The sequence below is a fragment of the Paenibacillus sp. FSL P4-0176 genome, assembly GCF_037975265.1.
Lineage (GTDB): Bacteria > Bacillota > Bacilli > Paenibacillales > Paenibacillaceae > Paenibacillus > Paenibacillus amylolyticus.
In genome coordinates this window covers 2,992,010-3,008,244 of sequence record NZ_CP150242.1, presented here as the reverse complement: position 1 = coordinate 3,008,244, position 16,235 = coordinate 2,992,010, and the positions used below count along the sequence as shown (strand labels likewise).

Below are 16,235 nucleotides of genomic sequence, written 5' to 3'. Positions count from 1 at the left end.
TTCATTCACGAACTCTAATGATGAATCTATATATTTGTGTATTTTTCAATTACATATCCTATTTTTTGAATCTAATTAAAGGAGGCATTACATTCATGAGCAAACTAATTTTCTTTCTCGGTGGGGCCGGAAGTGGCAAGACCACACTTGCCAAAGCCCTTTCCCGTAAACATAAAGCGGCTTTCTTCGATATGGATATTCTGCTTCGTCCCGCGGCTGAGGCAATCATGACCCTTCAGGGACTTGATCCTTCCGACCGAGATTCGCCTGAATACAAACGGCTGTGCCGTGATCTTGGGTATCGCATTACGATGGACGCCGCTCTGGATAACGTACAGTTGGGTATCGATACGATCGTTGTGGGGCCATTCACCAAAGAAATTGGAACTCCCGATTGGATTGCTCAGGAACTTGCACGAATTGGACGTTCCTTGGAAGATACGGATGTGCGGGTGGCCTATATTTATCTGGAGAATGAAGCATTGTACCACAAACGGATCTCTGCAAGACAATCCCCACTAGATGAATGGAAGTTAGCCAACTGGGATGCCTTCACAGCTTCTCTCGTCCGTAAAGAAATAGCCTGGCCGCTCCCTGCTTCATCCGTCGCTTATATTGATAATTCCAGTGATGATCCTGCGATTGCCTATGCTGAACTTGAACGACGGATGTACGCGTAGTTTTATAAAATCTACGTCCCAATTCCTTTGCACTATGTCGCTTTGCATGGAAAATAAAAAGACGAAACAAAAAGAGGTATTTGTCGAGATCCCCGTTGGGTCCATCATGACAAATACCTCTTTTCATATATTTAAGATCATTCCAAACTCACTCTTCATCCTCCACAATTGCGGGATCACGCAAAAAGGTTTGCGGAAGTCCTGCCATAATAAGTGCGTACTACGGAATCGCCATTACATTCGAACTGATAGATTATAGATGTACTTAAATGTAAGAGAACGAACATATCTGAACTCCAAAGGAGAATTTCATGAAATCTCACGTAGCAACATGTCCAACTCGACAACAACAACACAACTACAAATCAAATCCTAATTGGAAACGTGCTGTAGTCAACATCCTCCTGATTGCATCTCTGAGTTTCACCGCAATAACCAGTGTATCGGCAGAGAGCAGTCTCCCTCTTCTTCAGGTAAGCCCTCAGGAAACTGAATCGTTCATCAATCAATTCTTCGCCCAACCTGAAGTGAAGTCTGCTCTGAAAGGTGCGGTAGTCACCGTTGTTCACAATCAACAGATTGTGTTTAATAAAGGATACGGTTATGCCAATGTGGAAAAACAAATCCCAGTCGACGCCGACTCCACTCTATTCCGTGTAGCCTCCATCTCCAAAACGCTGACAGCAACCGCTATTATGCAATTGGCGGAGCAAGGTAACGTAAAGCTTGATCAGGATATCAGCGCATACACAGACGGTTTACATCTGACCAACCATACCGGAACAGCGTTAACATTGGAACATCTGATGACCCACACCAGCGGGTTTGATTTCACAGATGTAGCAGCTACAGACAGAGAACTGGAAAGTTCTTATCCGCTTGAGCAATTCATCCAGGACAACAAACCGTCCGTTGTTCGCAATCCAGGAGAAGTTTTCCGTTACGACAATTACGGCTATACACTCTTGGGCTACATTGTTCAGAAACAGTCCAAACTTCCGTTTGAGACTTATGTACAACAGCATATATTCAACCCTCTTGATATGTCGGATAGCCATTTTACACTAAGCAAAGACACGCTGAGTAAACTCGCAACTCCTTATGGCGCTGAAGGACAAGAACTTCCGCAATATCCCAATGTACCGGACAGCTCCCCTGAGGGCGGATTCATTACAACTGGACGAGATATGGCTCACTTTATGCTTGCGCAGCTCAATCAAGGTTCGTACCAGGGTGCACGTATACTAGAACCGTCATCCGTCCAAGCGATGCAAACGTTGGATGTCTCCATACACCCGGATATACCTGGAACAGGTTACGGATTCGAATCCACCTATTCGCAGTATAATCATGGACGTAAAGTCGTGAGTAAAGCAGGCGATCTTGACGGATTCCACTCCAATCTGTGGCTGTTACCTAACGAGAAGACTGGACTATTTATCGTCTCCAACAGTGATGGACCAGATGTGCGAGAAGCGCTTTTCCAAGCATTTATGGATCATTTTTATCCAAACAACAAGACGCATTATAGTGATTATAGCGTACCCAAGTCTTCACTTCGTACCTATGAGGGACTATATCGGGATATCCGCTTGCCCGCATGGTTGTATGATATTTCAGCAACAGAGAAAGGTCTTCAGGTTATAGATGCTTATGGCACTCACACCTTAACCCCCGTTAAGGACATGCTGTTCATGGATGAGGACGGCAAGCTTGCTGGTTTCAAAAAAAATCAGTCAGGTGAAATCACGTATTTCTATTACAACAAGTCAGATAGCTGGTCCGAGAAATTACCAGAAGCCAGACCTTATGAAGATGTGCCAGAAAACCATCCCTATGCTCCGTACATCTATCGCTTAACACAGATTGGCCTGTATCCACAGAATCAATCCCTATTTGAACCAGAGAAGCCGGTTAGTCGTGGGGAGTTTGTAGCACAGGTTGTGGGCGTAAGCGGAATGTCCATTTCAGCTCAATCTCCAAAATTTAAAGATACCCAATCAAGTCCCTATGCCCCCTACATTCAAACAGCGCTTGAACTGGGTATTGTGCAAGGTAATACCCGTGGATTGTTCCATCCTGACCAAGCCATAACAAGGCAAGAGGCCGCGATGATCATATCAAGAACGGCACAACAACTCCTTGGCGCACCTGTCGTAACTGCCGATCTCATCGGTTCACAGGATCGTTGGGCTGAAGAAGGTGTCCAGTTTGTGGTTGCTCTAGGTCTCTACGGTCCGGAAGTATCCATATCCAGCACCGGTGCTGTGGATTATAGATCAAAGCAGCCTATGCTCAGGCAGGAATCATCCGTTTTGATGTACAAAATGTTAGGCACTCTGCTACATTAACATAGAGTGATGCTCGGCAAGCCATGTCATTGCTACATGGCTTGTTTTTCCACTTCATTTTACCAATGATGCATTTTATAAGAACGGATGATTGTACCATGCGACTAAAACTCTCATTACATAGATTCATGAAAACTAAATTTAATTTCGTGTGGTTTGTAACGATGTTGTGCTTTATACTGACTGCCACGTATATCCATATCTCTTCTTTTATGAATCCTTATATCGGACTTTCGTTAACGCCAAATGCCTCCAATTCTTGGGTAGTACATGATGTAGATCCGCAAGGGTTAGCTTATACATCCGGAATAAGATCGGGTGACACCATTATCTCGCTGGAACCCAAAAGAGAAGTCCAGTTACTCCATCAAAAAGGTGTATTCTTAGTGACTGAAGCCTACACCATCGGCGTTGAGACTTCTCGCGGTCAGGCATCCGAACATACAATGAAGCCTGGACCACGTGAATGGTTTAACATCGGCTTCTCATCCATTGTAGAATTATTGCTGTTGCTGACCGGAACCTATGCCTTCTTTAACCAACCCGGTTCACGAGTGATGCGTCTGTTCTACCTCCTTAACCTGTCCATGGCCATATGTATACTGACGATATACACATCCCAGTTGCCTTTATCTAATTATATTCTGGCCTTTTGTGCGGCATGGTTACCTTACTGTCTAACTGCTTTTTATGTGTCTTTTGTATTCCGTACCCGTCTGCATCGTTTCCGATGGTTATTAATCATCAGCAGATGTATTGCCGTTGCCTACTCTACCGGCCTTGCCTTTCTGTACATCAAGCAGTGGATGATGACCGATGTTCAGTTCAATCAAGGCATTACTACCGTCAGTACTCCTGTTGCACCGTCTGGTCCAACCAATCTGCTTAACTTTATTCTTTGTGCAACCCTTCTGATCTTAATCTGGATGACATGGGTTTATCGTAAAAGCTACAATCGCAAGGAGCAGAACCAGCTATTGCTCATGTTAACAGGAATACTTGTTAGCCTGATTCCCTTCATCATATGTTTTGCTATTCCAACCCTGCTTCAAGGTGAACCATTATTGCCTGTAGAGTACACATTAATTGGATTTCTGCCTTTATCATGGATGTTCACTTATGTACTTGTACAACGGAGTATGCTTGACTTCAAACTGGTTATGCCAAGATTGATGATTCATGGACTATATGCTTTAATCGTATTTTTACTGTTTCTGGCTGCTTCTCACCTGCATTCGTTAATTCATATCAGCTTGCTGTTTGTCTCGTTTTTGCTGATCACTTGGGTGTATCAGTACACGCTCACACGCTCACGCAAGAAAAACAAACTTAACAAAGACTGGCTGGAACACCAGCAACTGCGGTTGACTGTGCGAATGGCTGAGCAGCAAAACATGCGGGACATGATTCACGTGTTTACCGAGATGTTCCACAAGATGCTGGATATTGAAGGTGTAATTGTCATATGGATTGATGATAAACACAGATATTCTCAGGAAGGTACAGGGATTTTTACTTCCATTCAGAATATAGATAACCAGGCGTTGGATATTGAAGTTTTACGACAGAAAGTTGATTTGGCACAGGTTTGGGAGCTGTCAGGTGAACCCACTACGGAGACGATAGGATTTCTGGGCATTGGTCACAAAAAAAATCGCACCCTTTTTTCAGCAGAGGAACAGGATATCATTGATAAAGGCAGGCTGGAAGCAATTCGAATGCTCGTCAATGGCAGACTCTTATCCGATCTGCAGAAGCGATATGAATACCGTGTAGACCAGACAGCTCTTCATGAACACCAGATACGCCGTCATCGGCAGTTCAATGACATTATGATGGAATCCCAACAGGCAGAGCGTATGAAAACCTCTTATTTCCTTCATGATCAACTGCTTCAAAATCTGATTTTCCTGTCTCGTGATTTGGAGGAATTACACGATACCGGAGAGACGCATAAGGATCAAACGGCTGTTTGGCTGGAGTGCCTGTATGCTTCCCAAAGAGATATACGCCAATTGTGTGATGATCTCTACCCTCATATTATGGATCGAAGTGATCTTGAGGAAGCGTTGCAATGGCTCATCCGTACACTTCAAATGCAAAGTGGCATCAGAATGGAACTAAACTACAACGCCCTCTCTGAAGAGTTGAAGCACGAACCTCTGAAGTCCACCGTCTTTCGGACGATCCGCGAACTTATCATGAATGTGATGAAGCACGCACAGGCGTCGTTTTGCTATATTCAGGTACATACAAGGGATACTGACTTGATTCTCCAAGTAGAGGATGATGGCTTGGGATTTAATGTTCATACCACATTTGATACTGCAACAGGGCACTTCGGTTTGATATCCATACAGAGCAGCATTCAACATCTCGGTGGAGAATTCACCATACATTCCAGCCTTGGCAAAGGAACCTCAATCAACATCCGTTTGCCTTTAACCAAAGGAGCAACTGAACAATGAGCGAACCCATTACAGTCGTACTACTTGATGATCACCCCCTGGTCATGGAAGGTCTCAACAACCGCTTAAACCGCGAACCCGGCATACAGGTAGTGAAGACATTCAGCGACCCATTTCTTTTTTTATCCGAAGTAGAGGTGTTGCGACCAGATGTTGTTGTGATGGATATCCGCATGCCCCAGCTTGACGGGTTCGAGGTTGTTAGAAGATTGAAAGTTCAATACGGGTTATCCGTCAAAATTATATTGTTATCCGGATACAACTATCACGAATTCCAGTTAAAAGCTTATGATCTGGGCGTCCATGCCTACTTGTCGAAACAAGCAACGTATGGACAGATTATCAACGCCATTCACCAAAGTATGTTGGGACATGTTCTTATTCCAGAGACCATGTTATCCCCTAATCTGGAGGAATCACTCACAGCAACTGAACGGGAAGTGCTTAACCGCATTGCACTGGAGATGACCAACAAGGAGATCGCACAGGATCTGGCGATCAGTCAACGTACAGTGGAGTATCATATAACCTCTATTACGCAGAAATTTGGTGTGAAGTCCAGAATTGGTGCTGTAGTCAAAGGCTATCAGGCAGGGATTCTCGGTGACGTAACACTCCCTGAGAAACGGTAAAAACATGTACCCGTTTAAAAGAACAACAAAAGAGCGGCAGAACACCCTGTAATACAACCTGAGGTTTGTTCTGAACCGCTCTATCTGTTGGTTAACTTTTCTATAAGGTGCATTCATGCTTGATGCGTGTGCTCCCTATCCGCGCTGACGCGCCGCATGACGTTCAGCAATACGAGCCGTGATTATTCCATGACTCTCATCGATTTCTTCCGGTGTACACGCGGCTTTCAGCTCATATACTTTCACTGGCGAACGATCAATGATATCCAAAAATGAATCAAAAAAGGTCATGTCTTTACTATGAATGTATGGACACCAATGATCTGCCAACCCTACAGTTTCATGAATATGCACGCCAACCACGTGATCAATCAACGCGTTAGCCTGTCGTACATTATCGTACAGCCCCATTCGATCCATCATCATGCCGTGACCAATATCGTACCAGAGACCAAGCGGTGCGCCCTTCATTTGTCCAATAATCGTTCCTGCTTCGTGCAAAGTCGGCATCTGATAACAGCGTGAACGGGTCTCAATACCGAAATTCACCCCGTATCCTCGCTGCTCCGACAAGTCACATACCTCTTCCAGACTCTCCTGAATCCGGCTCAGGTAATGTGCGCTGCCATCTTCCCGTTTCTCCAGCATCTCTTGCCATAAAGATTGATATGCCGGTGAATCCGGTCCTTGATCGTGGTATATCTTTTTCAACGCTTCATCTATATTGTATTCAAACGGAACCTCACCGGGATGTACAACAACAGCCTTGGCACCATAACGATGTGCGTACTCGGCTGAGCGAAGTAACAGTTCAATCGCCCGTTTGCGGCGCGGCTCATCATCGAATCCAAGCAGGACGGAATCCGTCCCGTAATCAGGGTCAGCCACATGCGGGAATGTATTATGCACACTGGATACACCGATCTCGCCCCGTTCAATCATCGGTTCTATCGTCTGCAGCATCTCTTCCGTAACGTTATAATTCAGCTCAACTTGTTTGAATCCAAGAGACTTGATCTCCTCGATCATGCCTTGTCCGGTCGTATGACGTTTGATATTCCAACATGTTGAGAATGAATATTCCTGTTTGTCCGTATACATCATTGGTCCTCCTGTCTCTCATTCTATCGCCCATTCATATTCCATTTATCTCTATCTATATAAGTTGAACCAATACACTTTATACTAGATCACTCCAATTGCAGTACCATCTTCTGATCGCTGTTATCCCCAGATTTTTTTGATCCCCTTCTCCAAAGGGAAAAATCCGGTGATAGCTTATGCTTCCGATGCAGCTTTCTTGCAGAAAGCTTTCAGGCGAACGCTCCGCTTCTTCAGATCGGTTCTGCACTCTTCGTTCTCGTGTAAATGTTCAGTTCATCTTATATACCTATTTATTCCTCAAACCGTTGTCTTCACGAAAAGTCAATTCAAATCTCATCTTGTTTGCCGTCTTCCCAGGCACATAACGATAGATGATCTCCGCATGATTCACGTACATTAACACGAATGGTTCAGGTGCTTCAGCCTTCACGGTACACGCAAGTCCAGGGAACTGCCATAACACTGGTGTAATGTCCTGCTGACGAAGGGATGGCCCTCTGATTTCAAAATAAACGTCGATCTCTTCCGCCGTATCCAGCTCCACATCAATGGTTAACGAATCTGGCGTGAGGTCCGCATCAAACGTTATTCCGCGCAGATGGCTGTTCCACCCCTCGCCTACCTCACGGCGGATCAAGCGAAGATAATAACGCTCCCCCGTCTCTGTCTGCCAGTGGATCGTGGCTGGATGCATCTGTCCATTCGTATTCACACTTCCCGACATGGCCCCGATCATCCGATCCTCACCAATCCAGGCTTTGGCTGTACACAAATTCCGATTGGACGTTGGATCATTGCGCTCACACAGTTCCACGAACTGTTTCTGCACAAGCCGATCTTCTTGATGAGCCTTGAAATACGGCACGGCTTCAGCGGGCACATCCACCCCAAGGAGCGCAATCAGTGGATCATGGCCTGACTCACAGTTGATTCCTGCTAGATATTCATACCCTTCTCCAAGCAAGAGATAGATAAAAACACCGATCGAACTATGCTCTCGCATCTCCATGTCGTACGCCCGAGAGAACGGGCCGGAGAGATTCTCCAAGTTGGCATTATAATATAGCGCAATGTTATTCCACAGCCCATTTTCAATCCGGTGTCCAATTTCGATCAAACGTTCCGTGAGTCCATACTTTCGATACATGCCAAGCACGGACAGATCCACTCCGTAATACGTTGTCGTATTGAACTCGGCGAATGTACCGTCGTATTGTTCGAACTCCTTCATCAACCCCTCCGCCTGTTCATCCGAATGCTGAATCCAATCTGTTCGGTTCAAGCGATGGCCGTAGTAGTGGGTAATGAAAATATGCATCAACTCAATATTCGTGTTCATTGGAATTACGTCGGATAACCTGCGTTCTATTGACCCTTGAACAGCCAGTTCCATCGCATGGTCCATCCGTTTCATGAGTGTCTCCGGCATAAGTTCGGCGAATTCGGCAGTTACGACCACACAGACACAAGCGATAAACTCGCGCCAGTTGGGATCATAACTGATCCAGACCGGTGGCAGAACCTGATTCACTGCCGAATGAAACAGGTGCTTCAGTTGCTTGGGATCTGCGGCCTCTGTGAGCAGAGAACCCTCGTCCAGTAGTTTATGGATAAACTGCGCAGACACCTTCTCAAAGGTGCGTTCCAGGAAATAGGCCGTGCCTGGCGCAAAAGATTTCCAAGCATAGTGACCCGCTGGTGGATGCACATCAGTTGGTCGGGTCGCGAAGGTTCCGTGATAGATCTCATCCGGAGCGTCATATTGAACATCGAGCACCTTGTGGAACACTCGTATCGCGCGTTTCACATCACCAGGCTCATTTCGAATCAACAACCCGAGCGCATAATGTGCACTGGCTCGTGTGCTGTGCTGCGATGAATCCTCTTCTTCGAAACTACGAAGCAGATCCACTTTCTCGTCATAAAAGCTATCCATCATCAACATGGACTGATTTATAAGATACTTTTGCTCTTTCGACATCTTCTCTACCATTCGTTGTGTCATGTCATGTGACCTCCCGAGACTATAGGTGTGTGTTCAAAAAGATCAGTTTTCAGTACCAAGAAGATGGAATTAAGCTAGAAATGGAGTAGCGGAGCGTAGGACAACTACGTGAGCAACGGACATTTCGGCTAAATTTCATATTCGATGCTGATGATGCCACTAGGCATCATTCGTAATCAAAAGTGAACTTTTTGAACAACCTCTATTAACCTTTTACAGCACCTACCATTACGCCACTGATAAAGTACCGCTGCAACCACGGATACACAAGCAGGATCGGTAACGTGGAGAATATAACGCTGGCTGCTTTCAGACTCTCAGGCAGGACTTGAACAGCACCAATACCTTCGTTCTGCATCAGTTCTGTAATCTGGTTTTGCTGAATCATCTGATACAATTTCAATTGCAAAGGGTATAGTTCAGGCTTCGTAATATACATGAGTGCATCCTGGAAACCATTCCATCGTCCTACCGCGTAGAATAAGCTCAGTGTCGCCATAACCGGAAGGGATAGTGGCAAAATAATGCGCATAAGTGTTCCAAAGTGGCTGCTTCCATCAATGCCTGCTGCTTCTTCTAGACTTTCGGGAATACCTCTGAAGAAGGTAATGAGGATAATCATATAAAACGGACTAATCAATCCAGGCAGAATAAGTCCCCATGTGCTATCGAGTAGATGTAGATTTTTGATCAGAATGTACTCGGGGATAATGCCGCCACTGAAGAACATCGTCACCACAATGACAAGCATGAACCACTTGCGCCCTTTCAGATTGCTCTTCGCCAGTGGATAAGCTGCTGCAATGGTCATCACCATGCTTAGCACCGTACTCAGGACGGTCAGCCAAATGGTATAGATGAGGGAACGAATCATTGATCCATCTGCAAATACCTTGGTATACGCCTCAAACGATAACTCTTTGGGGAAAAAGGAAACTTCTCCTGAACCGATCGCCCGGTTTGAGCTGAGCGAGATCGCAATAATATGAATGAATGGTGCAAGACACAGCACCATCGTAATGATAATAAGAATGACGTTTACCGTGTTGAATATTCGATTCGCCGTGTTTTCAGACATCCCACTCACTCCTTACAGATCATATGTGATTCAATCCACTACATAATGCTCTCATCGGTTAATTTCTTGGACGTATAGTTCGCTCCGAGTATGAAAACAAGTCCAACTAATGCCTGGAACAAACCTACAGCTGTTGCGAGCGTAACTTGACCAGACTGTAAACCGACACGATAGACAAATGTGCTGAGCACATCCGAGTATTCACGTACAGCCACGTTACCGATTATAAACGGTCGGTCGAAGCCGATAGAGATCATGTTGCCGACATTGATGATCAATAAGGTAACAATCGTTGTTTTGATGCCTGGCAAGGAGATGTGCCAGATTCTGCGTAGCCGACTTGCTCCATCCACTTCTGCGGCTTCGTAGAGTTCCCGGTTAATGCCCGTGAGAGATGCCAGATACAGAATCGTACCCCAGCCTGCACTCTGCCACACACCTACCGCAAGATACGTGAAGAGCCAATAGTTTTTGTCTGAAAGGAAAGGTAATGGATCAAATCCCATGCTCATCAAGATATTGTTAATAAAACCGGATTGTGTACCGAATACCTGAAGTACGATCCCTCCAATAATGACCCACGAAATAAAGTGAGGAATGTACAGTAAAGTCTGTGCCAACTTTTTGAACCAGGCCTTTTTCAGCTCGAACAATAAGATGGCTAATATAAGTGGTGCCGGGAAGGAGACCAGTAGATCCAGCATGTTAAGCACTAACGTGTTGCGTAATGCCGCGTAGAATCCCTGATTTTGAAACACTTCTCTGAATGCATCCAAGCCAATCCACTCACTACCGGCGATCCCTTGAAAGAAGTTAAAGTCCTTGAACGCAATCTGCACGCCATACATTGGCCCATACTTGAAAATAATGAAGTAGATCATGGGCAGTAGGAGCAACGCATATAGTTGCCAGTTTCTGCGGAAATAGATGCTTGTTTTCATATACCTTCCCCCCATGTCATTCAGGATTCTTCATCAAGGCGATGTTGCCATCGCCCTAATAAATCCCTGTTCTTTGTTGTCATACACATTAGATGTGATCTCTACTCTACTTATTTCATCGCTTTGTAAGCTTCTGTACGTTCATCCAAGATTGCTTGACCACCGCTCGCCATGTAGTCCTTCATCATGCTGTCATACGTCGCTTCAAAATCAGCGGGTTTGGAAATGGTTGTTTTCACGAAAAACTCCATAAACTTGTCTTTCAAGCCGTTACCGTAGCGTGCTTCCGCCTCAATCGGTTTGGAGAAACGTACCGGTTGAATGGTGTCCGTGTTAGAGATCGCTACCGACTTGCGCATATCATCCCGATACTTCGACTCTACCTGTACGACATAGGCCTCTTCATTTTTCTTGTCATCCCCAACGTATTTACCGTTCACGATAATGGCAATGTCACCGGAATTATAGATACGGCCTGCAATTTCAGGAGAAGCATCATCTTTGATCAGTGGTACCCCATCCACAAGTTCATAGTTCTCGTTTTCAACACCGAATTGCAGGTCGAACAGGTTGTTGCCCGAAGCCATCCAATCCAGATACTTCATCGCTGCTTCCGCATTTTTGCTCGATTTTGGAATCATGACATACATCGCATTGGGTGCATATGCCGGTTTGGCAAATTTGCCCTCGGAGTTTTTGAATGCATCAATCGGTGTCATCACTGCACCAGGTTGATTGGTTTGCAGGTTTTTGTACGTACCGGAGATATAAATCTCTCCCGCATCCTCGGTGTAGAATCCAACTTTGCCATTAGATACATCTTCCCACAGCTTTTTCTTGTCTTTATCGAGTCCAAAGTCCTTGCTCATTAATCCTTCATTATATAGTGTGTTCATATATTTCAGAGCGTCCTTGAAACCAGGCAACAACGTTGGATAGTCATTGGAACCCAGTTGCTGCGTTAATGTATATTTCTGTTCTTCCGTCAGCGGTTCAATGAATGACCAGATCAGTGGTTCATATTGAGCCGAGGCAATGGACATCCCCATAGGAATAAGTCCTGTGCCAACCTTACCCGGATCTTTTTCCTTGAAGGCCTTCAGTGTTGTATGCAGCTCCTCAGCTGTCTCAGGGGAAGGCAATCCAAGTGCATCCAGCCAGTCCTGACGAACATAGGATGCGTACTTGCCAAGTACAAGACGTTTACCTGGAACCGCGAACTGTTGTCCATCGTATTGACCGTAGGCCAGCGTTTCATCTCCCAGGAACTTCTTCAGGTTAGGACCACTTTGATTGATCAGATCCGTAAGTTCAGTCAGACCTCCTTGCTCTGCATACCGGTTGAATGTTCCCGAATCGTAGGTAAAGACGATATCAGGTACTTCAGAGCCACTCGCCATCAGAACGTTAAGTTTCTGTACTTCCTCCGAGCGTGGCACCGGAACAAACTGGACATCGATGTTGTTTGGATCACCAAACTTCTCTTGAATGAAGCGAGTCAGATAACTGTCTGAAATGGTGTAGCCCGCCGGAGTGTTTCCCCGATCGAAGATTTCTACTTTCAAAGTCGTTTTTTCCCCCGAGCTCGACTCTCCTGATGAAGATGTTGATTCGCTTCCTGATGAACATGCAGATAATAATAGAGTGAATGCTGTTACCACTGCGAGGATTGAACTTGCCTTTCCTGCCTTACATCTTTGAAATAATCTCATTTGACCTTTCCCCTTTCGCACACTCTCTGAATGGATTCACATGATTGCCACTCCACTTTGTTCATCCCATTTTGTTGCACCTATGAATGTCACTAATCATTACATACGATCTGATATTTAGACAATAAACTATTTTCAAAATGTGAAATTCACGTTTTTTAAGTTAAATACCGCGATATATAAACATATTTCCTGACAATATACAATTTTCACACCTTTAATGTTAACTATAATAACATATTGTGTTGCATTCATTTTGATTTCTCATAGACAATCTGGCATCACCCATCTTGCAATAATCTTTTTTCCATTAAATCTCTCTTCAAAAAATGAAAAAGAGACCACATCTTATGTGATCTCCTTGTTTAGCAACACGTGTAGAACGATTCCACGACTAATTCCTCGGCGGAAGATTAAACTTCATTTGACCAAACAACGTATCGATGACATTTCCCGCAAATTGATCGATGACATGTTCGTTGATCGTGTCCGTATGTTCCAAAATCAACACATTATACTTCTCATCATAATGCATTCCGCCCAAAATAAATCGTACTGGAATGTTCTGAGCTGCCCCTGCCTTCGAAATGGCCTGAATAAGTTCGGATTCATGCCTTTGTTGACTTGTCGTGTAGGTACCAACAGGTATAGTTATCGTATAAGACAAGTCATCTACATGAAATGTAAATGTGTTGTTGCTTGCTGTAATGGTAACCTGTTTACTGATATCTACCGATCCCCACACTTGCTGTCCGTGTTTGTACACCATCTTCACTCCTGCCCTATTAATCTATGAATTGTCATACTGCTAGTATAGGACATTCGTAAAATTCCTTAACAACATATCAGCCACACTGGCCTAAGATCGTGGTTGAACAGCCAAAAAATCTCCTGTAAAGGACGATAAGGGACAAAACCTTATTGCCTCATACAGGAGATTTCATTGATATCTCTAAGATTATTGGATTTCACCCGATACTCGGATGTTCTAACACGTGCAATTCCGTTATTGATCCCCTTGTTTTCCACCCTGCTTGCGGTAGTCTCCTGGTGTCACGCCCATAATCCGTTTAAATACTCTGCCGAAGGAAATTGCATTGGCGTATCCCACTTGAAGAGCAATATCCTGAACAGCCATATCGGATGCAGACAACAGACGACAGGCCTTTTCGACCCTCAGTTTCACCAGAAAATCAACAAACTTCATCTCAAACTCTTCCTTGAACAAATAACTCGCATATTTGCCCGAGATTTGGAACCGATCACTCAGATGTTTCAGCGACAGATCCGGATCATCAAAATGCTCTTCAATATATATCCGCAGCTCGTTGATCATCGCGCGATGACTTTTCGTTTCATTCACAGATACATAATTGCGATAAACCTCTTTAAGCCACTCCTGCAAAATCTCTTGAATCCCCTCCAGTGTCTCCACCTGCTGGATATCACTGCGAAGACGAGTCAGGATTTCCTCGGAAAATTGGCTTTGCAAACGCTCAGACAGTTCCCCGAATTCACGGGACAACATCTGGATTAACGCCTGCAGCAACATTCGAATATCGTTATCTGTAATCTGATCTTCATTAAACGCAACAAACATCTGATCCAGCTGCGTTCGCCAACCATCGCCGGTTAGTCTGAATTCACGGACAAAGTCTGCGAGCATCTGCAAATACTTGTACGATTGCAGCTCAATACGATCCGGCAGTTGCTCACTGAGAACGATCGCATCTTTACCTAGGGTAAGTCTATGCTGCAAACCCGCATCTGCACTCGCATAGGAACGAGTAATCTCCTCCCAGCCCGGTACGGTTCGTCCAATCCCGAACGTAAACCGTAGGCGGAAGTTTTCCGCAATCCACATATGCATCTGCTTAGCCAGATCCATAAGTAATTCACGGTCCAGTCCTTCCTGCTCATCCGATGCAATCACTACAATAAGCCTGCGGTTCCCAAACCATTCAGCCCAACCGCCGAACTGGGTCTCATTCTGCACAAGTTCTTCCACTACGTTCATAAGCGCAATCTTCAGAATATTCTGATTGGTCGAGAGATCGTCACCATTCATCTCCGCAATGAGGACAGCAACACTCTTCGGTTCCATGAATCGTTCCTCTAGCGGTTGCAGATGGCGAAGTCGCTGACGGAACGAATCCATCCGCTCTCCTTCCATCAGATCAACAAGCAACTGTCTGCGATGAATCAACAGGTTTTCATGATGTTGTTTCTCATAGTCAACCGTTTGAGCAATCAGATGTTCCAGCGCACGGTCGATGAGTGCCAGTTCATCTTTGACGGATGGAGTTGCTTCATTCTCCTCGGCACGTGGCTGTAACGCCTGAATTCGATTCATGATCAGCTGGATGGGGCGTGCATTTCTGCGAGTAATGTAGATTAGTCCCGCCACCGCACCAACAATCGTTAATAAACCAATACCGATCCACACATAAGAAACAAGGGATACCCATGAATACAGCTGTCCGGATTGAATACCACTCTCGAAGACCAGACCAAGCTTGTCCGCAGTCACACGATTAAGGATTTCACCTGCTGAAGGGTCCATTTGATGCGCGGTATAGATCAGATTGTCGCTTTTATCCCGAACCTGAAGAACTGATAACTTTTCATTGGTCATGTTATCAATCTGCCGTTCCACTGCATACATGCGGATCGTAATGACGAGCAGTCCTTCCCCGCCCCACGGTAACGGAAGCCACTTATTCATGCTAATCACCTGTGAAGGTACGTCGAAGGAACGTTCCTTATAATCACGTGGCAGGTTCCAACCGAGGTACTCCCGATCTTTCAAGGCTTGCTCAATATAGGCACGATCTTCGAAATCTTCCAAACGCATCATGCCTCTGGGCGTAAGAATCTGGGAATCGGACATACGATAGAGATAAATGGATTGAATCATATCCTGCTGATCCAGCATACGTCCCAGCCCACTTGCCGCATCATAGATGAACTGACTCGATAATTGTCCCTGTCCAGCTTCCAGAAAGCGACTATATGTTTTGTTTGCACCAATGTCTTCAAGCAACCGAAGTTCAATGTCGCTTAGTGAGCGCTCCAGTGTATCCACGATATAGCGGGTGGAGATCATGTCAGCTTTTTGTGTTTCGTTACGTGAGAGTTCGTTGACAATCAGGAAGGAGAGAAAGATCAGAATGGAAATCGTAAGCAGAAAAATAGGAAAATACGAATACATCAACTTGGTGTGCCAATTCCGCTTCAGATTTACTTTCATAGGCTCCAACTCCT

11 protein-coding genes are annotated in these 16,235 nt (G+C 45.0%); 4 read left to right on the top strand and 7 right to left on the bottom strand.

What is annotated here, in order from left to right; translation table 11 throughout:
* Positions 1-95: 95 nt before the first annotated feature.
* The 4 genes from MKY95_RS13905 (at position 96) to MKY95_RS13890 (ending at position 6,131) form a co-directional block, all read left to right on the top strand.
* Complete coding sequence (locus MKY95_RS13905) at positions 96-680, top strand: AAA family ATPase (protein ID WP_076318095.1); 585 nt, start codon at positions 96-98, stop codon at positions 678-680.
* Between the two features lie 311 nt (positions 681-991).
* The gene (locus tag MKY95_RS13900) at positions 992-3,031 is read left to right on the top strand and encodes a serine hydrolase (protein WP_338708649.1); all 2,040 of its coding nucleotides are present in this window, start codon (positions 992-994) and stop codon (positions 3,029-3,031) included.
* A 128-nt stretch (positions 3,032-3,159) separates the two neighbouring features.
* A complete protein-coding gene (locus MKY95_RS13895) occupies positions 3,160-5,499 on the top strand; it encodes an ATP-binding protein (RefSeq protein ID WP_339199262.1) in 2,340 nt (779 codons plus the stop codon).
* Positions 5,496-6,131, top strand: coding sequence for a response regulator transcription factor (locus tag MKY95_RS13890; RefSeq protein WP_076318097.1), 636 nt, complete (start codon positions 5,496-5,498; stop codon positions 6,129-6,131). Before MKY95_RS13895 ends, MKY95_RS13890 begins: the two co-directional genes overlap by 4 nt.
* Before the next feature lie 135 nt (positions 6,132-6,266).
* Here the strand turns inward: MKY95_RS13890 and MKY95_RS13885 are convergent, their stop codons facing one another.
* The 7 genes from MKY95_RS13885 to MKY95_RS13855 all read right to left on the bottom strand — a co-directional run bounded on the left by MKY95_RS13885 (position 6,267) and on the right by MKY95_RS13855 (position 16,221).
* Positions 6,267-7,232, bottom strand: a complete 966-nt coding sequence (locus MKY95_RS13885) for a TIM barrel protein (protein WP_076318098.1) — start codon at positions 7,230-7,232, stop codon at positions 6,267-6,269.
* Positions 7,233-7,521: 289 nt separating this feature from the next.
* Positions 7,522-9,240: a hypothetical protein gene (locus MKY95_RS13880; RefSeq protein ID WP_338708647.1), complete on the bottom strand. Its 1,719-nt coding sequence runs from the start codon at positions 9,238-9,240 to the stop codon at positions 7,522-7,524.
* A gap of 205 nt (positions 9,241-9,445) precedes the next feature.
* Positions 9,446-10,318: a carbohydrate ABC transporter permease gene (locus MKY95_RS13875; protein WP_076249554.1), complete on the bottom strand. Its 873-nt coding sequence runs from the start codon at positions 10,316-10,318 to the stop codon at positions 9,446-9,448.
* 38 nt (positions 10,319-10,356) lie between these two features.
* The gene (locus MKY95_RS13870) at positions 10,357-11,259 is read right to left on the bottom strand and encodes an ABC transporter permease subunit (protein ID WP_076318100.1); all 903 of its coding nucleotides are present in this window, start codon (positions 11,257-11,259) and stop codon (positions 10,357-10,359) included.
* A 110-nt stretch (positions 11,260-11,369) separates the two neighbouring features.
* Positions 11,370-12,971 carry an extracellular solute-binding protein gene (locus tag MKY95_RS13865; RefSeq protein ID WP_076318101.1) on the bottom strand — a complete coding sequence of 534 codons (1,602 nt, stop codon included), beginning with the start codon at positions 12,969-12,971 and terminating at the stop codon, positions 11,370-11,372.
* 394 nt (positions 12,972-13,365) lie between these two features.
* Positions 13,366-13,740: a hypothetical protein gene (locus tag MKY95_RS13860; RefSeq protein WP_076318102.1), complete on the bottom strand. Its 375-nt coding sequence runs from the start codon at positions 13,738-13,740 to the stop codon at positions 13,366-13,368.
* Between the two features lie 237 nt (positions 13,741-13,977).
* The gene (locus MKY95_RS13855) at positions 13,978-16,221 is read right to left on the bottom strand and encodes a helix-turn-helix domain-containing protein (protein ID WP_083669699.1); all 2,244 of its coding nucleotides are present in this window, start codon (positions 16,219-16,221) and stop codon (positions 13,978-13,980) included.
* Positions 16,222-16,235 lie beyond the last annotated feature (14 nt).